Below are 22,780 nucleotides of genomic sequence, written 5' to 3' on the forward strand. Positions count from 1 at the left end.
GGCTCTCGCGCTTGTCGTTGTTGTGCGGGGCGTAGGACGCTCCCGCGACTCTAGACCGCAGCCGCCGCCTCGGCTATGACCGTTGCGCGGTCGCCCCGGGGCACTTCGGCAAATAGCCCGGAAGCCCGCCGCAGAGCGCCGCGCGCCTTTCGTCGGAGACCTCAGTCGAGGAACAGGTCGGGCACCAGCGCGCCACCCTCCGGGTCGTAGCGGTACTGCTCGAAATCGCTCTGGCCGCGCTCGCGCAGCAATTCCTCGTCGACCAGCAGGCGCCCGCTGAGGCTGCGCCCCTCGCTGGTGAGAATGGCGTGCGCGGCGTCGGCCATGATCGCCGGGGTGCGCGCGCGGCGGAAGGCGTCACGGCTGCCCAGCTCGAACTCGATGGCGGCGGTGGCGATCATGGTCTTCGGCCACAGCGCGTTGACGCTGATGGCGTATTTCCCGAACTCCTCGTGCATCCCCAGGGTAAGCATGCTCATGCCGTACTTGGTGACCGTGTAGGGGCCGTGCTGGGCGAACCACCTGCCGGCCAGGTTGATCGGCGGCGACAGGCTGAGGATGTGGCCGTTGGCGCTCCTGCGCAGGTAGGGCAGGGCGGCCTGGCTGCAGACCAGCACCGCGCGGGTGTTGATCTGGTACATCAGGTCGAAGCGCTTGGGCTCCAGCTTCTCCACCCCGACCAGGCGGATCGCCCCGGCGTTGTTGACCAGCGCGTCGATCCCGCCGAAGCGTTCGGCGGCGCGGGCCATGGCCGCCGCCACGGCCTGCTCGTCGCGCACGTCGAGTTGCAGCGGCAGGGCCTGGCCGCCGGCGGCCTCGACCTCGGCGGCGACGCTGAAGATGGTGCCTTCCAGCTTCGGATGCGGCTCGGCGCTCTTCGCCGCGATCACCAGGTTGGCGCCATCGCGCGCGGCGCGCAGGGCTATCTCCCGGCCGATGCCGCGGCTGGCGCCGGTGATGAACAGGGTCTTGCCGTGCAGTGACATGGGCGTCTCCGTTTTCTTGTCGTTGTCGTTGCGGATGAGCGGCGGGGTGTCTCAGGCGTCGGCTTCCACCTCGACCAGCACCTGCCGGTTGCGCACCTGCTCGCCACGGCCGACCTGGACGCGGCGGACCACGCCGTCGACTCCGGCCTTCAGCGGGTGTTCCATCTTCATTGCCTCCAGCACCAGCAGCAGTTGGCCCTTGCCGACCCGTTCGCCCTCGCCGACCAGCACCTCGACGATGGCGCCGTCCATCGGCGCCTTGAGCGTGCCGGAACTGGCGCCGACCTGGGCGCTGGCGCCGGCGTGGGTGACGTCGAGCAGTTCGAGGTTGCCGCCGTGGCCGTATAGCCAGAGGCGCCCGCCGTCCAGGTGGTAGGCGTGGCGGCGGCGAATGTCGTCGAGTTCGGCGCTGGCCCAGCGTCCGTCGCAGTCGAGCAGGCGCACGGCGATCTCGCGTCGCTCCAGGCGCGCCAGCAGTCGCGGCCGGCGACCGCTTTCGAGGACGTCCAGGCCGATCTCCAGGCGCTGTTCGGCGTGCTTCAGGACGATCTTCCACGGTGCCCCGGCGGCGCTGCGCCAGCCGGCCAGGCCGGGCTGGTGCGCACTGGCCTCGGCGCCGGCCTGGTAGAGCAGGGCGGCGGCCAGGGCCAGTTCCTCGGCGCCCGGCTGGCGCGGTTGCAGGCTGGGGTCTTCGGCGAAGCGTTCGCCGATGAAGGCGGTGGTCGCCTCGCCGGCGGCGAAGTCCGGATGCGCCAGGAGGTTGGCGAGGAACCGCTGGTTGCCGTCGACCCCCAGCAGCACGCAGCGCTCCAGCGCGCGGATCAGCTTGCGCCGGGCTTCGTCGCGGGTCGCCCCGTAGGCGATCAGCTTGGCCAGCATCGGGTCGTAGAAGGGCGTCACCGCCTGCCCCTCGACCAGGCCATGGTCGATGCGTACGCCGGGCAGCAGTTCCGGGTCCCAGCGCAGCACCGTGCCGGTCTGCGGCAGGAAGCCGCGACCGGCGTCCTCGGCGTAGAGGCGGACCTCGATGGCATGCCCGCGCAGTTCCACCTGTTCCTGCCGCAGCGGCAGCGGATGGCCCTCGGCGACGCGGATCTGCCAGGCCACCAGGTCCTGGCCGGTGACCAGTTCGGTGACCGGGTGTTCGACCTGCAGGCGGGTATTCATCTCCAGGAAGTAGAAGCGGCCATCCTCGCCGAGAAGAAACTCGACGGTGCCGGCGCCCACGTAGTTGACCGAAGCCGCGGCCTTCACCGCCGCCTCGCCCATGGCGCGACGCAGGTCGGCATCGAGCACCGGGCAGGGAGCTTCCTCGATGACCTTCTGGTGGCGGCGCTGCACCGAGCAGTCGCGTTCGCCGAGGTAGAGCAGGTTGCCGTGGCGGTCGCCGAACACCTGGATCTCCACATGGCGCGGGCGCAGCACGGCCTTCTCCAGGATCAGTTCGGCGCTGCCGAAGGCGCCCAGCGCTTCCGAGCGTGCGGTGCGCAACTGCTCCAGCAGTTGGTCGGGTTCCTCCACCAGGCGCATGCCGCGGCCGCCGCCGCCGGCGCTGGCCTTGATCATCAGTGGGTAGCCGATGCGTTCGGCCTCGCGCCGCAGGGTCGCGTCGTCCTGTTCGGCGCCTTCGTAGCCGGGGATGCACGGCACCCCGGCGGCGAGCATGGCGATCTTCGACAGGCGCTTGCTGCCCATCAGGTGGATGGCTTCCGCATCCGGGCCGATGAAGACGATCCCGGCGGCTTCGCAGGCACGGGCGAATTCGGCGTTCTCGGAGAGGAAGCCGTAGCCGGGGTGGATCGCCTCGGCGCCGCTGCGACGGGCGGCGTCGAGGATCGCCTCGATATTCAGGTAGGACTGCGTCACCGCTGCCGGGCCGATGCACACGGCCTCGTCGGCCAGTTGCACATGGCGGGCCTCGGCGTCCGCCTCGCTGTACACGGCAACGCTGCGGTAGCCCAGTTCATGGGCGGTGCGCAGCACCCGGCAGGCGATTTCACCGCGGTTGGCGACGAGGATCTTGTTGAAGCTGGGCATGTCGTTCGGCTCCTGGAGGCTGTTGCCCTGTTTCGCGGTCGTGGCTCACTGGGCCCAGACCGGCTTGCGTTTCTGTACGAAGGCCAGGGTGCCTTCACTGCCTTCGGCGCCGCCCACCGCTTCGGCGAACTGTCGCGCCGCATCGTCCAGCAGGGCGCCGAGTTCGCCGCTTTCGCTGGCCAGCAGCAAGGCCTTGGTGGCGGCGTTGGCGTTCGGCGCGCAGCGGCGCAGTTGCTCGAGGGTTTCCTCCAGGCGCTGTTCGAGGGCATCGGCGTCGGCCTCGCAGAAATGCACCAGGCCCAGGCGCAGCGCCTCGCGGCCGTCGAAGCGGGCGGCGGTGAGGGCCAGGCGGCGGGCCTGGGTCAGGCCGATGCGGCGGACCACGAAAGGCGCGATCTGCGCCGGGAGAATGCCGAGGCTGGTTTCCGGCAGGCCGAACTGCGCATCGGCGGCGGCGATCGCTACGTCCGACACGCAGGCCAGGCCGAAACCGCCGCCGAGCACCGCGCCTTCCACCAGCGCCACCAGCAGTTGCGGGGCGGCCTGGGCTTCCTCCAGCAGGCTGCCGAAGGCGCGGTTCAGCGTGCGGTAGGCTTCCGCCCCGGCGGCGCGGGCACCGGCCATGTCCTTGATGTCGCCGCCGGCGCAGAAGTGCCCGCCGGCGCCGCGCAGCACCAGCGCCCGCACGCTACGGTCGTCGCGCACGGCGGCGAGCACCGCGCGCAGTTCGCCGACCATCGCCAGGCTCATGGCGTTGCGGCTTTGCGGGCGGTTCAGGGTGATCCGCAGGACGCCCTCGATGGGTTCCAGCAGCAGGGTCTCGCAATGCGGCAGGCTCATGCCGGTTTCCTCCTGGAACGTCAGCCTTTCTTCTTGCCCGGCAGGATGCCCATCAGCTTGCAGATGATGCCGAGCATGATCTCGTCGGCACCGCCGCCGATGGATACCAGGCGGGTGTCGCGGTAGGCGCGGGAGACCGGGTTGTCCCACATGAAGCCCATGCCGCCCCAGTACTGCAGGCAGGCGTCGCTGACCTCGCGGCCGAGGCGGCCGGCCTTGAGCTTGGCCATGGAAGCCAGGCGCGTCACGTCCCTGCCTTTCACGTACAGCTCGGTGGCCTGGTAGACCAGGGCGCGCAGCGCCTCGACCTCGGTCATCATCTCGGCCATGCGGAAGTGGATGACCTGGTTGTCGATCAGCGGCTGGCCGAAGGTCCTGCGCTCCTTGCAATACTCGATGGTGACGTCGATGCAGTGCTCCAGGCCCTTGATCATGTTGGCCGCGCCGAACAGCCGTTCTTCCTGGAACTGCAGCATCTGCATCATGAAGCCGGCGCCCTCCGCGCCGATGCGGTTGCGCTGCGGTACGCGGACGTTATCGAAGAACACCTGGGCGGTCTCCGAACTGCGCATGCCGAGCTTGTCCAGGTGCGGACTGAGGGTAATGCCCGGGGTCTTCATCGGGACCACGATCAGCGACTTGTTGACGTGCGGCTTGTCGTCGGAGGTATTGGCGAGCAGGCACATGAAGTCGGCCGACGGCGAGTTGGTGATCCACATCTTGCTGCCGTTGATCACATAGTCGTCGCCGTCCTTGCGCGCGGTGGTCTTCAGGCCGGCGACGTCGGAGCCGGCGCCGACCTCGGAGACGCCGATGCAGCCGACCATCTCGCCGGCGATGGCCGGGCGGAGGAACTCCTCGCGCAACTCGTCGGAACCGAAGCGGGCCAGGGCCGGGGTGCACATGTCGGTCTGCACGCCGATGGCCATCGGGATGCCGCCGCAGGTGATGCTGCCGAATTCCTCGGCGGCGACGATCGAGTAGCTGTAGTCCAGGCCCATGCCGCCGAACTTCTCCGGCTTGGAGATGCCCAGCAGGCCGAGTTCGCCGGCCTTGCGGAAGATCTCGTGGATCGGGAAGCGGCCGTCCTTTTCCCACTGGTCGACGTTGGGGTTGATTTCCCGCTCGACGAAGCTGCGAACGGTGCGGCGGAGTTCCTCGTGTTCCTGGGTGAAGATCATGGGTTGTCTTTCCTCCTGGGCATCATTGTTTTCCGGCAGGATCCGCTTGCTCTCTCCCAACCCTCTTCCTTCAGGGAGAGCGGGGAGAGGGGCTGTCGCCGGCTCGCCTGTTTCAGTCAGAACCTCGCGACCCCGAAGCTGTTGCCCTTCAGCGGCCGCGCCTCGGCTTCCGCGCAGATATCCAGCAGGTAGCCGAGCAGCCTGCGGCTGTCGCGCGGGTCGACCAGGCCGTCGTCCCACAGGCTGGCGGTGCCGTAGAGCGCGGTGGACTGGCTGTCGAGCTTCTGCGCGGTGACGGTTTCCAGCATCTCGAGCATCTTCGGATCGGCTTCCTTGCCTTCCTTGGCGTGTTTCTCCTCGGTGACGATGCGCAGCACCTTGCCGGCCTGGGCACCGCCCATCACCGCGGTGCGACTGTTCGGCCAGGCGAAGATGAAGCGCGGGTCGAGGCCGCGTCCGCACATCGCGTAGTTGCCGGCGCCGTAGGAGCCGCCGACCACCAGGGTCAGCTTGGGCACGCGGGCGTTGGCCACCGCCTGGATCATCTTCGAGCCGTGCTTGATCACGCCCTGGCGCTCCGACTCGGTGCCGACCATGAAGCCGGTGGTGTTGTGCAGGAACAGCAGCGGCGTGTTGCTCTGTTCGCAGAGCTGGATGAACTGCGCCGCCTTGGCCGCGCCCTGCGGGGTGATCGGTCCGTTGTTGCCGATCAGGCCGCAGGCGTGGCCCTCGATGCGCAGGTGGCCGCAGACGGTCTGGCCGTCGAACTCGTTCTTGAAGTCGAGGAACTCGGAGCCGTCGGCGATGCGCGCGACGATCTCGCGGACGTCGTAGGGCTTCTTCGGGTCGGCCGGAACCACCCCGAGCAGCTCCTCCACCGGGTACAGCGGTTCACGCCAGGAACGCGCCGGGCGCGCCGGCAGTTGTGCGTTCCACGGCAACATGCCGACGATCTCGCGGGCCAGGCGCACGCCGTCGGCGTCGTTTTCCGCCAGGTATTCCGCGGTGCCGGCGACCTGCGCGTGCAGTTCGGCTCCGCCGAGCTCCTCGTCGCTGGCGATCTCGCCGGTGGCGGCCTTGAGCAACGGCGGCCCGGCGAGGAACATCTTGGCCTTGCCGCGCACCACCACCACGTAGTCCGACAGCCCCGGCTGGTAGGCACCGCCGGCGGTGCTGGAACCATGCACCACGGTGACCTGGGGAATGCCCATGGCGGAGATCCGCGCCTGGTTGGCGAAGCCGCGCGCACCTTCGACGAAGATCTCCGCCGCGTAGTTGAGGTTGGCGCCACCGCTTTCGGTGAGGGTCACCACCGGCAGCTTGTTCTCCATGGCGATCTGCTGCAGGCGCAGGGTCTTCTTCAGCCCGGTCGGGGAGATGGTGCCGCCCTTGATCGCGCTGTTGCTGGCACTGACCAGGCAGCGCACCCCGGCGATGTAGCCGATCCCGGCGATGATCCCGCCGCCGGCCTGGGTGCCGTCCTTGTCGTCGTGCAGCTTGTAGCCGGCCAGCGAGGACAGTTCGAGGAACGGCGCGCCCGGGTCGAGCAGCAGCGCCAGGCGTTCGCGCGGCAGCAGCTGGCCGCGTTTCTCGAACTTCGGCCTGGCCTCGGCGGCCTTGTCCAGGACCTTCTGCTCCAACTCGCGGAAGCCGGCCACGGCGGCGAGCATGGCCTCGCGGTTGCGGGCGAAGTCCTCGCCGTTGACGTCGAGTTCCGACTGGATCGCGGGCATGTCAGTCCTCCTGGTCCTTCAGTACGTCGGGCAGGTAGGCGCGGTGGAAGCCGTTGTACGCGCGGCTCTGTCCCGGCTTGCCCTTGAATAGCGGGAAGGCGCGGCTGCCCTGGCTGGCGGCGCCGTCGATGCGGATCGTGTTGCCGCTGACGAAGGCGGCGCCGGGGGAGAGCAGGAAGACGATGGCGGCGGCGACTTCCGACTCGCTGCCGATGCGCTTGAGCGGCACGTGCTCGCGCAGGGTCGGGATCACCGCCTTGAACGCGCCTTCGTAGGTATCCATGCCGCTGGACGCGATCCAGCCCGGCGCCACCGCGTTGACCCGCACGCCGGCATGGCCCCACTCGACGGCGGCGGTCCTGGTGAAATTCTCCATGCCCGAGCGTGCGGCGCCGGAGTGACCCATGCCGGGCATGCCGCCCCACATGTCGGCGAGCATGTTGACGATGCTGCCGCCGGTCTTGCTCATCGACTGGTTGAACACTTCGCGGGCGACCAGGAAGCCGCCGACCAGGTTGGTGCGGAGCACGGTCTCGAAGCCCTTCTGGCTGATCGAGGCGAGGGGCGAGGGATACTGGCCGCCGGCGTTGTTGACGAGGTGATGGATGGTCCCGCGTTCGGCCAGGATATTCGCCACCAGCGTCTTCACCGCTTCCTCCTCGCGGATGTCGCAGGCGTGCCAGCTGACGCTGCCGCCGTCCTCGACGATCTCGCCGGCGGTCTTCTCCAGCTTTTCCGCCTTGCGTCCGACCAGCACCACGTGGGCGCCGAGGGCCGCCAGCTCGTGGGCGGTGCAGCGGCCGATGCCGCTGCCGCCGCCGGTGACGATGATGGTCTGGCCGTCGAACAGACCAGGTCGGAAGATCGAGTCGTAGCTCATTGTTCTGGTGACTCCGATGAATCCCGTAGAGGGGCAGCGGAACGCCGCATTCGCCGTTCCTGGTTGTGGTTATCTGCCTTGCGTTTCCAGCGCGTCGGCGAGCGCCTGCGGCACCGCCACCGGGAACTCCAGCAACTGCTGGGCAAAGGCCTTGCCCTGCGGGTCGATGCGCAGGCTGGCGACGCCGCCGCCGCCGAGGGCGTTCTCCAGCAGGAAGTTCAGGCTGTGGCTGCCCGGCAGGTACCAGCGGCCGACCCGGCCGGTCTGCGGGTCGAGCACATGCTGCATCCAGTCCACCACCGCGCCTTCCTCCAGCGCCTCGGCGATCCACGGCAGGTACTCCGGGCGCCGCGCCATGACCCCGATGTTGCTGTGGTTGCCTTTGTCGCCGGAGCGCGCCACCGCCAGCTTCACAAGCGGCACGCTGGCGCTGGCGGGCTGCTCCGGGCGTGGCGGCTGGCGCGCCTCGGCCAATCGTGCCGGGTCGAAGGCTTCGAGGACCGGCAGTTCCAGCGGATGGCGCTGGCCGTCGATCTCTACGCTCAACGCGCATTGCGCCTTGTCGATCAGGAAAGAGAACAGGCGGATCACCGGATACACCGTCGGCCGGCCGCCGACGATGCCGGTCAGGCCGGGCGCCATCCCGGTGGCGGCCTGGGCGATCTCGCGGGAGAACAGCACCAGGGCTTCCTTGCGCGGATGCCGGACGGCCAGCTTGACCACCACTTCGCGGCTGTCCTGCCGTCGCCCATGGGGACCATAGGTGGCTTCGCTGCCGAGCAGTTCGACATTGACCTCGCGGTAGGGCTCCCAGCCGCGCTCGGCGAAGATTTCCTCGGTCCTGGCGATGATCGCCTGGCTGACCCGCTCGGCCTTCTTCAGCGCATCGATGCCGGCGATCAGGCAACTGGCGGTGCAGCGGAAACCGTCCGGATAGGTAGCGCTGACCTTGTACCGGTCGGTGGGCGGCAGGCCGCGCGCGCCTTCCACCGCGACCCGCTCGGGACCGGCCTGGCGCAGACGCACCTCGGTGAAGTCGCAGACCACGTCGGGCAGCAGGTAGGCGCGTGGGTCGCCGATCTCGTAGAGCATCTGTTCGCCGACGCTCAGTTCGCTGACCAGGCCACCGGTGCCGGGCGCCTTGGTCACCACGAAACGCCCGTCGGCCTCGACCTCGACGATGGGGAAACCGATGTGCTCATAGTCCGGCACCTGCTCCCAGTCGGTGAAATTGCCGCCGGTGCATTGCGCGCCGCATTCGACGATGTGCCCGGCGAGGGCGGCCTGGGCCAGTCGGTCGTAGTCGTCCCAGGCCCAGCCGAACTCGTGCACCAGGGCGGCGCTGACCACCGCGCTGTCGACCACCCGGCCGGTGATCACGATATCCGCGCCCAGGCGCAGGGCCTCGACGATGCCCGGCGCGCCGAGGTAGGCGTTGAGCGAGACGCACATCGGCGGGAAAGGCGCGTCGCTGAACATCTCGCGGATGCCGGCCTTGGCCAGTTCGGCCTGGCGCGCTTGCAGGTTGTCGCCATGGAGCACGGCGATCTTCAGCTGCACCCCGGCCTTCTCGCAGGCCGCGGCGAGGGCGGCGGCACAGGCCTGCGGATTGATCCCGCCAGCGTTGCTGATGACGCGGATCTTCTTCTCGGCGATCTCGCCCAGCAGTGGTGCGAGGACCTCGACGAAGTCGGTGGCGTAGCCGGCGTCCGGCTGTTTCAGGCGGGCGCCGGCCATGATCGACATGGTGATCTCGGCCAGGTAGTCGAACACCAGGTAGTCCAGCGGCGCGCCGCGCACCAGCTGGGCGGCCGCGGTGCAGGTGTCGCCCCAGAAGGCCGAGGCGCAGCCGATGCGTACGGTCTTTTGCATTGTTCTTGACCCGTGACGGCGGAAGTGTGGGGCGACATTACCAAGCAAGCGCTTGGTTGAGAAGAGGGCGGAAACAAATCCGTTCTCGGCTGTTACCCAAGCGCTTGCTCGGTCGTCTTCGCAGGCATACATTTCATGAATGCCGACAAGCACTTGCGGGGCAATCCCGAGGCCGGTCGGCAAATACGGAGCGGCCGGGCGCGCGGATGAGCGGCACCGAGCCGCCGACGATCCGGAAAAGGGGTACTCAGCGTTGGACGATCAGAAAGCCCGGGAAGTGATGCTGGAGCTGGTGGCTACCGGACAGCTCACCGATCCGGAAAGCGCCCGCGGCAAGCTGCTGCAGACCGCCGCCCACCTGTTCCGCAGCAAAGGCTACGAACGCACCACGGTGCGCGACCTGGCCAGCGCGGTGGGCATCCAGTCGGGCAGCATCTTCCATCACTTCAAGAGCAAGGACGAGATCCTGCGCTCGGTGATGGAAGAGACCATCCTCTACAACACCGCGCTGATGCGCGCCGCCCTGGCCGACGCCGAGGACCTGCGCGAGCGGGTGCTGGGACTGATCCGCTGCGAGCTGCAATCGATCATGGGCGGTACCGGCGAGGCGATGGCGGTGCTGGTCTACGAGTGGCGCTCGCTGTCCGCCGAAGGCCAGGCGTACATCCTCGGCCTGCGCGACATCTACGAGCAGATGTGGCTGGACGTGCTGGGGGAGGCGCGGCTGGCCGGCTACTGCCAGGGCGATCCGTTCATCCTGCGGCGCTTCCTCACCGGCGCGCTGTCCTGGACCACCACCTGGTTCCGTCCGGAAGGACCGATGAGTCTCGACCAGCTCGCCGAGGAGGCCCTGGCGCTGGTGATCAAGGACGCCTGATCACTCGGAGATCAGGCGGAACGGGTAGCTCAGCAGGAGGAAGTGCAGGGTGTTGATCGAGGCGTGCAGCAGCACCGCCAGCGACAGCCGCCCGCTGAAGTGCAGGACCATGCCGTAGCCCAGCCCGGCGATCCCGGCCAGTAGCGCATACACCGGGTTCACCAGCAGGTGCAGCGCGGCGTAGGCGAGGGTCGCGACGATGATTCCCGGCCAGGCGCCGAACCAGCGGATCAACTGGCTTTGCAGCAGGCCGCGGAAGAACGCCTCCTCGGCCAGCGAGACCACCCCGACGTTCAGTACCAGCCACCACCAGAAGGCATCCGGCCACTTCGGCTGCCAGCTCGCGGCATTGGTCATGATCGACAGCAGCGGCACCACGAAGAAGGTCAGGCAGAAGGCCAGCGCGGTGATATCCAGCGACACCAGCGGCTGCTTCGGCCGGCGTAGCCACCAGGCGAGCAGGGTAAGGGCGACCAGGGCCTTGTCCCAGGGCAGCCAGATCATCTGGATCGGCGGGCTGGCGCTGGCAAGGTCCCAGGGGAACAGGCGCAGGGGAATGAAGCCGGGCAGGTAGTGGATGGCGATCAGGGCGCTGGCGGCGAGGCTCACCGGCCACCAGAGCAGGGTCGGCAGCCAGCGCTCGGCGTAGGTCACCCAGATGATGTAGAGCAGGACGATGACCGCCGTCAGCAGCGCGATGTGCCCGGTGAAGAAGCCCCCGAGCAGGAACAGAATGGGTAGAAGCGGTATCAGACGCCCGAGCATGCAGCCTCCCGTTTAAAGGAGGGATTCTAAAGGCATTTCGACCCGCGGATGGGAAAAGCGCAAGGAACGAACCTTCTGCCAGAGGGAAACACACGGGGAACGAACCCCAGGTTGCGCAGGAAAAACCACGCGCGGCCCGCATGACTCCGCCCCGCGAGCCTTCGCCTCGCCGGTTTTTCGCCCGCCGGGGTTTTCCTACGAGACCTAGTGACCCGCCGGCAGGCCAATAGGTTCAGCGGTCCTTCGCCTCCTGCGCGTCCAGCTCGGCGTTGCGTTCATGGATGCGTTTGAGCTGTTCCTCGCTCAACGGCAGCTTCTTCGCCGAGTCGCGTAGCAGCAGGAGTCCGCCGACGATGGAGCCCAGGGCGAGGACGATGATCAACCAGGCGTACCAGGGCATGTTGTTCTCCCTCATCGATATGAATGTTCACCATACGCCGGGTTTGCCTTTCTGTCAGACAACGCTCCGGCGCAAGGCCCTGTGGTTGAGACTCCCGGCGGCGCTCGGAAGTTGCGGGCGGAGAAAACGCTGAGCCTGGCCGGCGTGATGCCTGTCACATGTTGGCAATCTGACATTGCTTAACTGGCGGGTATCCCTTCATTGCCCCGTCCGGGCCTGCCAGCGAGAGGTTGCCGATGTCTCCGAGCGCGTTGTCCCGTCTGTTGCGCCCGGTGGAACCCCTGACTCCGGCGATGAGCATCAGCGACGTCGCCGACCGCCTGCTGATGCCGGAGCACCGTGCCTTCCTCTCGCTGCCGGTGGTCGACGACGAGCGCCGGGTCCTCGGCCTGGTCAGCCGCTACACCCTCCAGGACATCTTCATGCAGCGTTTCGGCCGCGACCTCTGGGGCCGCCATCCGGTGCGCGACGTCATGAACCGGGCGCCCCTCAGCGTCTCCCTCGGCGCCAGCCTGGAAGAGGCGGCGCAGCAGGTCACCGGTCGCCTGCAGTATCCGATCACCGAGGACTTCGCCCTGGTCGACGAAGAGGGCCGCTACCGTGGCCTGGGCACCGTGCTCGACCTGCTGAAGGCCATGGAGGCGCGCATCGCCCAGCGCAACCGGGTGCTGCGCAAAGCGCTGGTGGACCTCAAGGAGTCCCAGGCGCAACTGGTGCAGTCGGAAAAGATGGCTTCGCTCGGGCAGATGGTGGCCGGGGTCGCACACGAGCTGAACACGCCGCTCGGCTACGTCGGCAACAACCTGGCGCTGCTGGAGGAGCTGAGCGATCCCTTGTTGCGCCTGGCCGATGCCCAGGCGGCGCTGGTCGACTGCCTGGGCGACCCGCAGTGCGACGAAGCGCGCCTGGCGCAGGCGCTGCAGGCGGCCGACGCGGTGCGCCGCGAAGCCGCCGTCGAACAGTTGCGCGAGGACCTGCGGCAATTGTTCGTCGATACCCGCTACGGCCTCGGCCAGATCGGCGAGCTGGTTTCCGGGCTCAAGGACTTCGCCCGCCTGGACCGCGCCTTCAGCGAGGAGGTCGACCTCAACGACTGCGTGCGCAACGCCGTGCTGATCGCCCGCACCGCCATCAAGGACAAGGCCGAGATCAGCAGCCAGCTCGGCGAGCTGCCGCTTATCGCCTGCGCGCCGTCGCAGATCAACCAGGTGCTGCTGAACCTGCTGACCAACGCCGCGCAGGCCATGGAGCGTTTCGGCCGCATCCTGCTGAAGAGCTGGGCCGACGAGCGCCAGGTGTTCCTCTCCGTGCAGGACAACGGCAAGGGCATGCCCGCCGAGGTCCTCGGGCGGATCTTCGACCCGTTCTTCACCACCAAGCCGGTGGGGCAGGGCACCGGGCTCGGCCTGTCGATCAGCTACAAGATCATCCAGCAACATGGCGGGACCATCCGCGTGGCCTCCGAACCGGGCCGCGGAACCCGCTTCCTCATCAGCCTGCCGCGAGAGCAGGCCCGCGAACTGAAACGGAGCGCCTGACATGAGCCCATCTCCCGTCCGCATTCTCTTCGTCGATGACGAGGAGCGCATCCTGCGCAGCCTGGCCATGCAGTTCCGCCGCCATTACGAGGTGTTCACCGAGAGCGACCCGCGGCGCGCCCTGGAGCGCCTGAAGACGGAACGGATACAGGTGCTGGTCAGCGACCAGCGCATGCCGCAGATGAGCGGCGCCGAGCTGCTGGCGCAGGCTCGCGAGCGCTATCCGGAGACCCTGCGGATTCTCCTCACCGGCTATTCCGACCTCGATGCCGCCGTCGACGCGCTCAACGATGGCGGCATCTTCCGCTACCTGACCAAGCCCTGGAATCCCCAGGAAATGGCCTTCACCCTGCGCCAGGCGGCGGAGATCGCCAGCCGCCAGGGCCTGCCGGCGCCGCCCGCGGCCACGCTGGCGGCGCCGCTGAGCGTGCTGCTGCTCGACGACGACCCGGAAACCCTGGACTGCGTCGGGGCCTTCTGCCATGCCGGCGGGCATCGCCTGCTGCGCGCGCGCAACCTGGCCGAGGCGCTGGTGTGGCTGAACACCGAACCGGTGGAGGTGCTGGTCAGCGACCTGAAGCTGGCCGGGGAGCATACCGCGCCGCTGCTGAAATCCCTGGCCCAGGCCCATCCGCGCCTGCTCAGCCTGGTGGTTACGCCGTTCCGCGACACCCAGGCCCTGCTCGAACTGATCAACCAGGCGCAGATATTCCGCTACCTGCCCAAGCCGATCCGCAGGGGATTGTTCGAGAAAGGCCTGAAGGCGGCCGCCGAGCAGGCCTTGCTGTGGCGCGGGCGAAGCCTGCCGGAGGTCGACCGGCTGGCCGAGGTGCCGCGCGACGAGCGCGAGAAGGAACGGGTCGGCAGCCTGCTCGGCATGCTCGGCCGCCTGCGCGAGCGGCTGACGGCCTGAACGCCGGCCTAGCCGGCGTCGCAACCGGCGGCCTTGGCCTGGCGGCTTTCCACCAGGCGTGCGCGGAGGACGTCGTAGCTCCAGTTGAAGGCCATGGTGTAGGGCAGGAAGAACAGGATCAGGCCCATGTCGAGGAGGAACGCCTCGACCAGTCCGATCGACAGCCACCAGGCGGCCAGCGGTACCAGCACCACGATCAGGCCCAGCTCGAAGAGCATCGCATGCAGCACCCGGACCTGCAGGGTGCGCTGGAAGCCCATGCGCCGCTGGGCGCGGTCGAAGAGGCTGTTGAAGAGCATGTTCCAGAGCATCGCCACGGTGGAGAACATCAGCGTCAGCGCACCCATGTGCGCCAGGGGCTTGTTCATCACCAGCGACAGCACCGGCGCGGTGAGGAGGACGGCCAGGCCCTCGAAGGCCAGGGCGTGGAAGATCCGCTCCTTGAGAGTCTTGTCGAGGGCGGTGTGGGTCATGGCGAACGCTCCCGGTTCGTCGTTGAAGTCGGGCTGTATTGTCATCGGTCTTTGGGATAGGGTTAAGTTGGATACCATCGGAAAAACCGATATGCATTTGTCGCCCGAATCCCTCGAGGCCTTCGTCCAGGCCGTTTCCCTCGGCTCCTTCAGCGCCGCCGCGCGCAAGCTGGGCAAGAGCCAGTCGACCGTCAGCGAGGCCATTGCCCGGCTGGAGATCGACCTCGGCCTGGAACTCTTCGATCGCAGTGGCCGCCAGCCGCAACTGACCGAGGCCGGACGCACCCTGCTGGGACGGGTCGAGGAGGTCCTCGGCGCATCCGACCGCCTGCGCCGGGTCGCCGCGCTGCTCGCCGGCGGCTCGGAGCCACGGGTGACCCTGGCGCTATCCGACACCTACCATTCGGCGCGCTACGAGGCGCGCCTGGCCGAACTGGACGAGCGTTACCCTGAGCTGGAGTTCGAATGCCTGATCGCCGAGGACCAGGACGTGATCGCCCAGGTCAGCCGCGGCCGCGCCACCCTCGGCCTGCTCGCCGCGCAGCCGCACTACCCGCCGGAGCTGGGCGTGGCGGCGGTCGCCGAGCGTGCCGAGTTCGGCCTGTTCGCCGCCGTCGACCATCCGCTGGCGGGTCTGGAGCGGGTCAGCGAGCGCGACCTTTCCGAATGGCGTCTGCTGCGCCTGAACACCTATAGCGAGACCGGCGCGGCGATCAACGACGGCCTGCCGTCCAGCGGCGGGCGCTGCTGGTCGGCGCCCAACTACCTGTTGCTGCTGGAAATGGCCACCCACGGCTTCGGTTGGGCCGAGCTGCCGCGCTGGCTGGTCAGCGGCTACGCCAACGGACGGCTGAAGGAGTTGCCGGTGTCCGGCTGGCCGCGCAGCCAGGCGGTGGACGTGGTCTGGTCGCGGCAGCGGCCGTTGGGACCGGCGGCCAACTGGTTGCTGGACCGCTTGCTGGATCGCGACCTGCCTATCTAGGGAGGGCCGGCTGAGCCCCGGTTCAGCCGGCGAAGCCGCCGGCGGCGAGGAAGGCGAGTTCCTCGGCGCTGGACGGGCGACCGAGGATCGGATTGCGATGGGGAAAGCGCCCGAAGCGGCGGATGATCTCGCGATGCTCACGAGCGTGGGCGAGGAAGGGCTGGCCGAGTCCGTGGTTCAGCGCTACCGAGCGATCCTGGTCGGCAAGGTTCTCGGCATGGGCGAACGGCAGGTAGAAGAACAGCCGCAGCGCGTCCCCGACCTGGCGGTCGAGGCCTTGTCCCAGAGCCCGCTCCGCCCAGCGCCGCGCTTGGGCGTCGCTGGCGTACATGCGCGGGGTTCCACGGAAGGCGTTGCGCGGGTACTGGTCGAGCAGCAACAGCAGGCCGAGATGGTCCTCGGCTTCATCGGCAGCCGGGCGCAGCGCGTCGGCGCAGGCAAGCTCGTAGAGGTGGGCGAAGCGCTCGCGGAAGCGCCGGTCGAAATCGGCGTTCCTGGCGAACCAGAGGGTAGGGCCGGCATCGCGCCAGAAACCGACCACTTCCGGCAGCGGGGACGCGCTGGGAGGAAGCAAAAGCGCTGCATGGGGCATCTGCGGATCCAGGAAGTAGAGTAGGGACTCCAGGCTATTGGTCCGGGTTCTTTGGATAAACGTAGGTGGCATGGATAGACTGTCCAGCCATCCCGAATAGAGAGAAGGGTCCTGCCCATGGATCGTCTGGACAGCATGCGCGTGTTCCTGCGCGTTGCCGAAACCGGCAGCTTCACCAAGGCCGCGGACCTGCTGGACATGCCGCGGGCGACGGTCTCGGCGGCGGTCCAGCAGCTCGAAGCGCAACTCGGCAGCCGGCTGCTGCATCGCACCACCCGGCAGGTCCAGCTGACCCACGACGGCAGCGTGGTGCTGGAGCGTTGCCGCCACCTGCTGGAAGACATGGAGGAGCTGGAGAGCCTGTTCCACGACGGCAGCCGCGCCAGCGGCCGGCTCAAGGTCGACGTGCCGAGCCGGGTGGCGCGACTGCTGATCGCCCCGGCGCTGCCGGAATTCTTCCGCCAGCATCCGGACATCGAACTGGAACTGGGCTCCAGCGACCGTTCGGTGGACCTGGTGCAGGAGGGCGTCGACTGCGTCCTGCGGGTCGGCCAGTTGGGCAACAGCAGCCTGGTGGCGCGACGCCTCGGCGAGATGCAACTGATCAATTGCGCCAGTCCCGCCTACCTGGAAGAGCATGGCGAGCCACGGACGCCAGCCGACCTCGACCGGCACTGGGCGGTCAACTATGCCTCGCCCAGCAGCGGCCGGGTGTTGCCCTGGGAGTACCGCGAGGATGGGCGCACCCTGACCCGCGCGTTGCGCAGCCGGGTCACGGTGAACAACGCGGAAAGCTACATCGCCTGCTGCCTGTCCGGACTGGGCCTGATCCAGATCCCTGCCTACGACGTGCGCGAGCACCTCCAACGCGGCGAGCTGCGCGAGGTGCTGCCGCAGTGGCGGGCCGAAGCGATGCCGGCGTACGCCCTGTATCCGCACCGGCGGCATCTGTCGCGGCGGGTCAGGGCATTCGTCGACTGGCTGGAGCAACTGCTCCGCGCCCGCCTCTAGTCCACGACGTTCATCTCCCCGGCGCGTTCCGGGCTACGGCAAACGGCCGGATTCTGCGACAATGCGCGCCGTTTTCGATTCGCCGCGAGAGAGCCCATGTCCGCCTGCCAGTCCCCCATCATCGTCGCCCTGGATTTCCCCACACGTGAGGCCGCCCTGGCGCTGGCCGATCAGCTGGACCCGAAACTGTGCCGGGTGAAGGTCGGCAAGGAACTCTTCACCAGTTGTGCCGCGGGTATAGTCGAGACCTTGCGTGGCAAGGGCTTCGAGGTGTTCCTCGACCTGAAATTCCACGACATCCCGAACACCACGGCGATGGCGGTGAAGGCCGCCGCCGAGATGGGCGTGTGGATGGTCAACGTGCACTGCTCCGGCGGCCTGCGCATGATGGCCGCCTGCCGCGAGACGCTGGAGGCCTTCAGCGGGCCCAGGCCGTTGCTCATCGGCGTGACCGTGTTGACCAGCATGGAGCGCGAGGACCTGGCGGGCATCGGCCTCGACATCGAGCCCCAGGAGCAGGTGTTGCGCCTCGCCGCCCTGGCGCAGAAGGCCGGAATGGACGGCCTGGTCTGCTCGGCCCAGGAAGCGCCGGCGCTGAAGGCCGCCCATCCGGGCCTGCAACTGGTCACGCCGGGCATCCGCCCGGCCGGCAGCGCCCAGGACGACCAGCGGCGCATCCTCACCCCGCGCCAGGCCCTGGACGCCGGCTCCGATTACCTGGTGATCGGCCGGCCGATCAGCCAGGCCGCCGACCCGGCCAAGGCGCTGGCGGCGATCGTCGCCGAACTGGGCTGAGGCGGCTTCCCCCACGCCTGCCGTCGGCGACCGTCGCGCGCCGTGTCGAGCCGGACTGGCGCAGGCATCATCCGCGCCTGTCCCTCCCCAGCGTCTAGGCTTGTAGCGGGCACTCCGGCAAGTACCGGTGGCAACGGTTTCACAGTTTCGTGAGGAAAAATTGCAAGTGCCTTGCCGGCTGGCCCCAGGCCAGTAGGATCGCTGTTTTCCCCGGAAACGCGAGGTCGGGATGCTGAACACCCTGGAAGCCTGCCTGAAGGCGGTCGATGAGATTCTCCTGGGCAAGGACCGCCAGGTGCGCCTGGCCCTGGCCTGCCTGCTGGCCCGTGGGCACCTGTTGATCGAAGACCTGCCGGGGATGGGCAAGACCACCCTCAGCCATGCCCTGGCGCGGGTGCTCGGGCTCAGTTTCCAGCGCATCCAGTTCACCTCGGACCTGCTGCCGGGCGATATCCTCGGTACCTCGGTGTTCGACAAGGACAGCGGGCAATTCGTCTTCCATCCCGGGCCGATCTTCGCCGAACTGGTGCTTGCCGACGAGATCAACCGCGCCACGCCGAAAAGCCAGAGCGCCTTGCTCGAGGCGATGGAAGAAGGCCAGGTGACCATCGAGGGCGCCACCCGGCCCTTGCCGGAACCGTTCTTCGTCATCGCCACGCAGAACCCGGCCAGCCAGGGCGGCACCTTCTCCCTGCCGGAATCGCAGCTGGATCGCTTCCTGATGCGCCTGTCGCTGGGTTACCCCGGGCGCGCGGCGGAACGCTCGCTGTTGCTCGGCGAAGCCCGGCGCGATCTGCTGCCGCGCCTGGAACCCTTGCTCGACCACGCGGCGCTGGCCGCTTTCCAGGCCGAAGTGCCGAAGGTCCGCGCCAGCGATGCGCTGGTGGACTACGTGCTGCGCCTGGTCGAAGCGACCCGCACGCAGCCGGCCTTCGCCCTCGGCCTGTCGCCGCGCGGTAGCCTGGCGTTGCTCGCCGCGGCGCGTGCCTGGGCGCTGCTGGCGGGACGCGACTATGTGATTCCGGAAGACGTCCAGGCGGTGTTGCCGGCGGTCGCCGGGCATCGCCTGCGCGACCAGGCGGACCCCACCGGGCACGGTGGCGGCGCGCTGGTGCAATGGCTGTTGCGCGAAGTCCCGGCGCTCTGATGCGCCTGCGCAACTGGCCGCGCTGGCAGCGCTGGCTGAACCGGCGGATACCGCCGGCGAGCAGCGTCGAGCTGAACCAGCGTCGCGTATTCATCCTGCCGACCCGCCAGGGCGGCGCTTTCGGCCTGGCGCTGCTGGTGATGCTGCTGGCGGCGATCAACTACCAGAACAGCCTGGCCTACGGGTTGACCTTCCTGCTGCTGTCTCTGGGCGTGGTGACCATCCTCCATACCTATCGCAACCTTGCTGGCCTGCGCCTCACCGCGTTGGGAGCGGACCCGGTGTTCGCCGGCGAGCGCGCCGGTTTCCGGGTGCGCCTGGAAAGCCCGCGGCGGGCGCGCCAGGCCATCGCCGTCGGCTGGCCGGAGCGGCCGCTGGAATACGCCGACCTGGCAGGCGACGCGGCTGCCGAGGTGCTGCTGTTCCACCCGACCGAGCGACGCGGCTGGCTGCGGCCGGGGCGCCTGCGGGTGGAGAGTCGCTTTCCCCTCGGCCTGCTGGTGGCCTGGAGCTGGGTCGACCTGCGCCAGCAGGCGCTGGTCTACCCTCGGCCGCAGGCCGGCGAGCCGTTCCTCGCGCCGGGCGCGGAGGATGCCGAGGACCAGGGGCGCGCGCTGGCGAGCGCGGGCGTCGACGACTACCAGGGACTGCGCGCCTACCAGCCGGGCGACTCGCGGCGGCGCCTGCACTGGAAGGCGTTTTCCCGTGGCCAGGGGCTGCTGGTGAAGGACTTCGCCGCGCTCGGTGGGGAAGACTTGTGGCTGGAATTCGAGCGCCTCGGCGGGGATCTCGAAAGTCGCCTGGGCCGCTTGTGCCATGCAGTCCTGGAACTCTCCGCGCGGCAGCAGCCCTATGGCCTGGCGCTGCCCGGCACACGCCTGCAACCGGCCAGCGGCGAGGCCCAGCGCGAGGCCTGCCTGCGTGCGCTAGCGTTGTTCGGAGCGGCGCGATGAACGCGATTCCGCGGGTCGCGCTGGTCTGGCTGCTGGTGGCGCAGGTACTGGTGATCCTGCCGCACCTGGCCTACATGCCGCTGTGGATCGCGGCCATGTGGCTCGGTTGCGCGGCCTGGCGGGTGCAGGTCTTCCGCATGCGTGCCGGCTATCCGCGCGCCTGGGTCAAGCTGGCCCTGGCGCTGCTCGCCGGGGCCGGGGTCTGGTTGTCGCGCGGCAGCCTGGTGGGCCTGGACGCGGGGGCGGTGCTGCTGATCGCCGCGTTCATCCTCAAGCTGGTGGAAATGAAGACCCGCCGCGATGCGCTGGTACTGGTGTTCCTCGGTTTCTTCGCAGTGGTGGTGGGCTACCTGTTCGACGACGGTTTCCTCGCCGCGCTGTACAGCCTGCTGCCGGTGACCGCGTTGCTGGCGGCGCTGATCGGCTTGCAGCAGAGCGCTTTCGCCAGCCGGCCCTGGCCGACCCTGCGGCTGGCCGGCGGGCTGTTGCTGCAGGCGCTGCCGCTGATGCTCCTGCTGTTCCTGTTCTTCCCCCGCCTGGGGCCGCTGTGGTCGTTGCCGATGCCCGGCAACAAGGGGGTCACCGGACTCTCGGAGAGCATGGCGCCAGGGGATATCGCCGAGCTTGGGCGCTCCGCCGAACTGGCGTTCCGGGTCCGCTTCGAGGGCGCACCGCCGCCGCGCGAGCAGCTCTACTGGCGCGCCTTGACCATGGAGCGTTTCGACGGACGACGTTGGGCTCAGGCGCCGCAATGGTCGGGCGAGGATGCTATGCACTGGCAGAAGCGTGGCCCCGAGCTGCGCTACGACGTGATCATGCAGCCCAGTTCGCAGTCCTGGCTGTTCGCCCTCGACGTGGCGCAGACCGACCAGACCGACACGCGCCTGATGAGCGATTTCCACCTGCAGCGACGGCAGCCGGTCGAGCAACGTCTGTTCTACCGAGCCAGTTCCTGGCCACAGGCGCTGCGCGAGTCCAGCATCGATCCGCGCATGCGCTGGCGCAACCTGCAGTTGCCGATGCACGGCAATCCGCGCGCGCGCGCCCTGGCCGAGCAACTGCGCCAGGCCCATGCGCAACCGCAGGCACTGGTCGCGGCCCTGTTGCAGCGCTTCAACCGCGAGCCTTTCGCCTACACCCTGAAACCGCCAGCGACCGGTGCCGACGGGGTGGACGATTTCCTGTTCGACACGCGCAGCGGCTTCTGCGCGCATTACGCCGGGGCGATGGCTTTCGTCCTGCGCGCCGCGGGCATTCCTGCGCGAGTGGTGGCCGGCTACCAGGGCGGCGAGCTGAATCCGGCGGGCAACTACCTGCTGGTGCATCAGTTCGACGCCCACGCCTGGGTCGAATACTGGCAGCCGGAGCAGGGCTGGCTGAGCGTCGACCCGACCTACCAGGTGGCGCCCGAACGGATCGAACAGGGGCTGGAGCAGGCCCTGGCCGGGGACAGCGAGTACCTCGCCGACGCACCGCTGTCGCCGTTGCGCTACCGTGGCCTGCCCTGGCTCAACGACATGCGTCTGGCCTGGGACAGCCTGAACTATGGCTGGCAACGCTGGGTCCTGGCCTACCAGGGGGAGCAGCAGGGCGCCTTCCTGCAGCGCTGGTTCGGCGGGCTCGATCCGACCCGACTGGGCCTGTTGCTCGGTGCCGCGGCGATATTGTCGGTCGGTCTGCTCGCGCTGTTCCTGCTCAAGCCCTGGCAAGGCCGTGGCGATCTGCGCAGCCGCCAACTGCGCCGCTTCGAACGCCTGCTGGAGATGCATGGCCTGCGCCGTTCCCCCGGCGAAGGGCTACGCTCCTACGGCGAGCGCGCCGCCCGCGTCCTGCCGGCGCAGGCGCCAGCCATCGCGGCCTTCGTCGGCGCGTTCGAAGCGCAACGCTATGGACATGGCGGTGCCGATGATCCAGGGTTGCGTCTGCGCGCATTGCGCCGGGCGCTGCCCTGGCGCCTGGTGCGCGCGCCCACGCGGGATGGCCGGGGAGAGGAGCAGGCATGACGGGGTTCATCGATGAACTGCTGGCCGAGGTGATCGGCCAGCAGGTGGCGTTGATGTCGGCGGTCGCCCGCCTGGAGGCGCGCACGGATGGCGAGGCACTGCACGACCTGCGCATCGCCCTGCGCCGTCTGCGCAGCCTGCTGCGGCCGATCCGCGGAGTCCCCGGCGTCGAGGAGCTGGAGCATGCCGCCGCCGAGGTCGGGCGGCTCAGCGGGCCGATCCGCGACCTGGAGGTGCTGCTGCCGGCGCTCGCCGCCGAAGGGCTGCGGGATGCGCTGGCGGTGCGCCGGCCGGTGCTGGAGTCCGGCTACGTGGCGGTTCTCGCCAGCCAGCCGCTGCACCGCCTGCAGCTTTGCCTGGACGTCTGGCCGGCCCTGTTGCGTACGGCCCAGCGGCATGCCGTGCTGGATGGCCTGCACGGCCGGGTGCGCAAGCGCCTGCGCCGGCAATGGAAGACCCTGCGCGCCGAGCTGGCGGACACCACCTACGAGCACTGGCACCCGCTACGGCTGCGGATCAAGCGCGTGCGCTACGGGCTGGAGGCCTATCCGCACGATTGCAGCATTCCCGGCTCGCTGCTGGCGCCGCTCAAGGCGGCCCAGTCGGCGCTGGGCGATTGGCACGACCTCGAGCAGTGGCTGTTGCGATGCCAGCGCGAGCCGGACCTGGCGCCCGTGCGAGAGGTCTGGACGGCACGCTTCGAACTGGCCCGGGAGCGTGCCGGACGGGCCCTGTCGACATTGCAGCAGGCGCTTGCCGAGCACTGAGGCCGCCGGTATTCCGATCGGCTTTTTCCCAAGGA

The 22,780-nt window shown here is 68.8% G+C and carries 21 protein-coding genes; 10 read left to right on the plus strand and 11 right to left on the minus strand.

Annotated elements, in window-relative coordinates; translation table 11 throughout:
• Positions 1-161: 161 nt before the first annotated feature.
• From ACI766_RS10460 to ACI766_RS10490, 7 genes are all read right to left on the minus strand, one after another.
• On the minus strand, positions 162-986 hold the full coding sequence (locus ACI766_RS10460; RefSeq protein WP_003101741.1) for an SDR family oxidoreductase: 825 nt from the start codon (positions 984-986) through the stop codon (positions 162-164).
• 51 nt (positions 987-1,037) lie between these two features.
• Positions 1,038-3,023 (minus strand): geranyl-CoA carboxylase subunit apha, encoded by a 1,986-nt coding sequence (gene atuF / locus ACI766_RS10465; protein WP_023086071.1) that lies wholly within the window; start codon positions 3,021-3,023, stop codon positions 1,038-1,040.
• 45 nt (positions 3,024-3,068) lie between these two features.
• The gene (atuE, locus tag ACI766_RS10470; protein WP_003143706.1) at positions 3,069-3,863 is read right to left on the minus strand and encodes an isohexenylglutaconyl-CoA hydratase; all 795 of its coding nucleotides are present in this window, start codon (positions 3,861-3,863) and stop codon (positions 3,069-3,071) included.
• 20 nt (positions 3,864-3,883) lie between these two features.
• Positions 3,884-5,044: a citronellyl-CoA dehydrogenase gene (atuD, locus tag ACI766_RS10475; RefSeq protein WP_003101733.1), complete on the minus strand. Its 1,161-nt coding sequence runs from the start codon at positions 5,042-5,044 to the stop codon at positions 3,884-3,886.
• A 116-nt stretch (positions 5,045-5,160) separates the two neighbouring features.
• Positions 5,161-6,777: a geranyl-CoA carboxylase subunit beta gene (gene atuC / locus ACI766_RS10480; protein ID WP_003114738.1), complete on the minus strand. Its 1,617-nt coding sequence runs from the start codon at positions 6,775-6,777 to the stop codon at positions 5,161-5,163.
• Between the two features lies 1 nt (position 6,778).
• Complete coding sequence (locus tag ACI766_RS10485) at positions 6,779-7,657, minus strand: SDR family oxidoreductase (RefSeq protein ID WP_003090991.1); 879 nt, start codon at positions 7,655-7,657, stop codon at positions 6,779-6,781.
• Between the two features lie 69 nt (positions 7,658-7,726).
• The gene (locus tag ACI766_RS10490) at positions 7,727-9,529 is read right to left on the minus strand and encodes an acyclic terpene utilization AtuA family protein (protein WP_076938903.1); all 1,803 of its coding nucleotides are present in this window, start codon (positions 9,527-9,529) and stop codon (positions 7,727-7,729) included.
• A 253-nt stretch (positions 9,530-9,782) separates the two neighbouring features.
• On the opposite strand from ACI766_RS10490, the gene atuR reads away from it, so the two are divergent.
• Complete coding sequence (gene atuR, locus ACI766_RS10495; protein ID WP_003117641.1) at positions 9,783-10,406, plus strand: atu genes transcriptional repressor AtuR; 624 nt, start codon at positions 9,783-9,785, stop codon at positions 10,404-10,406.
• Here atuR and ACI766_RS10500 read toward each other — a convergent pair whose 3' ends face one another.
• A complete protein-coding gene (locus ACI766_RS10500) occupies positions 10,407-11,171 on the minus strand; it encodes a CPBP family intramembrane glutamic endopeptidase (protein ID WP_003090986.1) in 765 nt (254 codons plus the stop codon).
• Between the two features lie 232 nt (positions 11,172-11,403).
• Positions 11,404-11,571 (minus strand): DUF2897 family protein, encoded by a 168-nt coding sequence (locus tag ACI766_RS10505; protein WP_003090984.1) that lies wholly within the window; start codon positions 11,569-11,571, stop codon positions 11,404-11,406.
• 236 nt (positions 11,572-11,807) lie between these two features.
• Between ACI766_RS10505 and ACI766_RS10510 the strand changes: the two genes are divergently transcribed.
• Together ACI766_RS10510 and ACI766_RS10515 are read left to right on the plus strand one after the other, a co-directional pair.
• Positions 11,808-13,109 carry a sensor histidine kinase gene (locus ACI766_RS10510; protein ID WP_003160587.1) on the plus strand — a complete coding sequence of 434 codons (1,302 nt, stop codon included), beginning with the start codon at positions 11,808-11,810 and terminating at the stop codon, positions 13,107-13,109.
• A 1-nt stretch (position 13,110) separates the two neighbouring features.
• On the plus strand, positions 13,111-14,022 hold the full coding sequence (locus ACI766_RS10515) for a response regulator (protein WP_003122517.1): 912 nt from the start codon (positions 13,111-13,113) through the stop codon (positions 14,020-14,022).
• Between the two features lie 8 nt (positions 14,023-14,030).
• Here the strand turns inward: ACI766_RS10515 and ACI766_RS10520 are convergent, their stop codons facing one another.
• The gene (locus ACI766_RS10520; protein WP_115759511.1) at positions 14,031-14,495 is read right to left on the minus strand and encodes a multidrug/biocide efflux PACE transporter; all 465 of its coding nucleotides are present in this window, start codon (positions 14,493-14,495) and stop codon (positions 14,031-14,033) included.
• Between the two features lie 91 nt (positions 14,496-14,586).
• Here ACI766_RS10520 and ACI766_RS10525 point away from each other — a divergent pair, with 91 nt between their 5' ends.
• The gene (locus tag ACI766_RS10525) at positions 14,587-15,477 is read left to right on the plus strand and encodes a LysR family transcriptional regulator (RefSeq protein WP_003090978.1); all 891 of its coding nucleotides are present in this window, start codon (positions 14,587-14,589) and stop codon (positions 15,475-15,477) included.
• A gap of 22 nt (positions 15,478-15,499) precedes the next feature.
• Here ACI766_RS10525 and ACI766_RS10530 read toward each other — a convergent pair whose 3' ends face one another.
• Complete coding sequence (locus ACI766_RS10530; protein ID WP_003122518.1) at positions 15,500-16,141, minus strand: DUF924 family protein; 642 nt, start codon at positions 16,139-16,141, stop codon at positions 15,500-15,502.
• A 45-nt stretch (positions 16,142-16,186) separates the two neighbouring features.
• Between ACI766_RS10530 and ACI766_RS10535 the strand changes: the two genes are divergently transcribed.
• From ACI766_RS10535 to ACI766_RS10560, 6 genes are all read left to right on the plus strand, one after another.
• On the plus strand, positions 16,187-17,080 hold the full coding sequence (locus ACI766_RS10535; protein ID WP_003101696.1) for a LysR family transcriptional regulator: 894 nt from the start codon (positions 16,187-16,189) through the stop codon (positions 17,078-17,080).
• A gap of 96 nt (positions 17,081-17,176) precedes the next feature.
• A complete protein-coding gene (gene pyrF / locus ACI766_RS10540; RefSeq protein ID WP_003090975.1) occupies positions 17,177-17,875 on the plus strand; it encodes an orotidine-5'-phosphate decarboxylase in 699 nt (232 codons plus the stop codon).
• Positions 17,876-18,104: 229 nt separating this feature from the next.
• Positions 18,105-19,022 (plus strand): AAA family ATPase, encoded by a 918-nt coding sequence (locus tag ACI766_RS10545; protein ID WP_003090974.1) that lies wholly within the window; start codon positions 18,105-18,107, stop codon positions 19,020-19,022.
• On the plus strand, positions 19,022-19,975 hold the full coding sequence (locus tag ACI766_RS10550; RefSeq protein WP_003122519.1) for a DUF58 domain-containing protein: 954 nt from the start codon (positions 19,022-19,024) through the stop codon (positions 19,973-19,975). Before ACI766_RS10545 ends, ACI766_RS10550 begins: the two co-directional genes overlap by 1 nt.
• Positions 19,972-21,978, plus strand: coding sequence for a protein-glutamine gamma-glutamyltransferase TgpA (tgpA, locus tag ACI766_RS10555; protein WP_010793174.1), 2,007 nt, complete (start codon positions 19,972-19,974; stop codon positions 21,976-21,978). Before ACI766_RS10550 ends, tgpA begins: the two co-directional genes overlap by 4 nt.
• On the plus strand, positions 21,975-22,745 hold the full coding sequence (locus tag ACI766_RS10560; RefSeq protein WP_003117634.1) for a CHAD domain-containing protein: 771 nt from the start codon (positions 21,975-21,977) through the stop codon (positions 22,743-22,745). The genes tgpA and ACI766_RS10560 overlap by 4 nt, the downstream gene beginning before the upstream one ends.
• The last annotated feature ends 35 nt before the right edge of the window (positions 22,746-22,780 follow it).

The sequence above is a fragment of the Pseudomonas sp. DL genome (genome assembly GCF_047199225.1).
Lineage (GTDB): Bacteria > Pseudomonadota > Gammaproteobacteria > Pseudomonadales > Pseudomonadaceae > Pseudomonas > Pseudomonas aeruginosa.

Excerpts from the sequence above, each read along its gene's own strand:
- ACI766_RS10515 (WP_003122517.1), top strand. The coding sequence starts at position 13,111 with ATGAGCCCATCTCCCGTCCGCATTCTCTTCGTCGATGACGAGGAGCGC.
- ACI766_RS10535 (WP_003101696.1), top strand. The coding sequence starts at position 16,187 with ATGGATCGTCTGGACAGCATGCGCGTGTTCCTGCGCGTTGCCGAAACC.
- atuF (WP_023086071.1), bottom strand. The coding sequence starts at position 3,023 with ATGCCCAGCTTCAACAAGATCCTCGTCGCCAACCGCGGTGAAATCGCC.
- pyrF (WP_003090975.1), top strand. The coding sequence starts at position 17,177 with ATGTCCGCCTGCCAGTCCCCCATCATCGTCGCCCTGGATTTCCCCACA.
- ACI766_RS10550 (WP_003122519.1), top strand. The coding sequence starts at position 19,022 with ATGCGCCTGCGCAACTGGCCGCGCTGGCAGCGCTGGCTGAACCGGCGG.
- ACI766_RS10490 (WP_076938903.1), bottom strand. The coding sequence starts at position 9,529 with ATGCAAAAGACCGTACGCATCGGCTGCGCCTCGGCCTTCTGGGGCGAC.
- ACI766_RS10485 (WP_003090991.1), bottom strand. The coding sequence starts at position 7,657 with ATGAGCTACGACTCGATCTTCCGACCTGGTCTGTTCGACGGCCAGACC.
- ACI766_RS10525 (WP_003090978.1), top strand. The coding sequence starts at position 14,587 with ATGCATTTGTCGCCCGAATCCCTCGAGGCCTTCGTCCAGGCCGTTTCC.
- ACI766_RS10500 (WP_003090986.1), bottom strand. The coding sequence starts at position 11,171 with ATGCTCGGGCGTCTGATACCGCTTCTACCCATTCTGTTCCTGCTCGGG.
- ACI766_RS10520 (WP_115759511.1), bottom strand. The coding sequence starts at position 14,495 with ATGACCCACACCGCCCTCGACAAGACTCTCAAGGAGCGGATCTTCCAC.
- atuC (WP_003114738.1), bottom strand. The coding sequence starts at position 6,777 with ATGCCCGCGATCCAGTCGGAACTCGACGTCAACGGCGAGGACTTCGCC.
- ACI766_RS10545 (WP_003090974.1), top strand. The coding sequence starts at position 18,105 with ATGCTGAACACCCTGGAAGCCTGCCTGAAGGCGGTCGATGAGATTCTC.
- ACI766_RS10560 (WP_003117634.1), top strand. The coding sequence starts at position 21,975 with ATGACGGGGTTCATCGATGAACTGCTGGCCGAGGTGATCGGCCAGCAG.
- atuE (WP_003143706.1), bottom strand. The coding sequence starts at position 3,863 with ATGAGCCTGCCGCATTGCGAGACCCTGCTGCTGGAACCCATCGAGGGC.
- ACI766_RS10510 (WP_003160587.1), top strand. The coding sequence starts at position 11,808 with ATGTCTCCGAGCGCGTTGTCCCGTCTGTTGCGCCCGGTGGAACCCCTG.
- tgpA (WP_010793174.1), top strand. The coding sequence starts at position 19,972 with ATGAACGCGATTCCGCGGGTCGCGCTGGTCTGGCTGCTGGTGGCGCAG.
- ACI766_RS10505 (WP_003090984.1), bottom strand. The coding sequence starts at position 11,571 with ATGCCCTGGTACGCCTGGTTGATCATCGTCCTCGCCCTGGGCTCCATC.
- ACI766_RS10530 (WP_003122518.1), bottom strand. The coding sequence starts at position 16,141 with ATGCCACCTACGTTTATCCAAAGAACCCGGACCAATAGCCTGGAGTCC.
- atuD (WP_003101733.1), bottom strand. The coding sequence starts at position 5,044 with ATGATCTTCACCCAGGAACACGAGGAACTCCGCCGCACCGTTCGCAGC.
- ACI766_RS10460 (WP_003101741.1), bottom strand. The coding sequence starts at position 986 with ATGTCACTGCACGGCAAGACCCTGTTCATCACCGGCGCCAGCCGCGGC.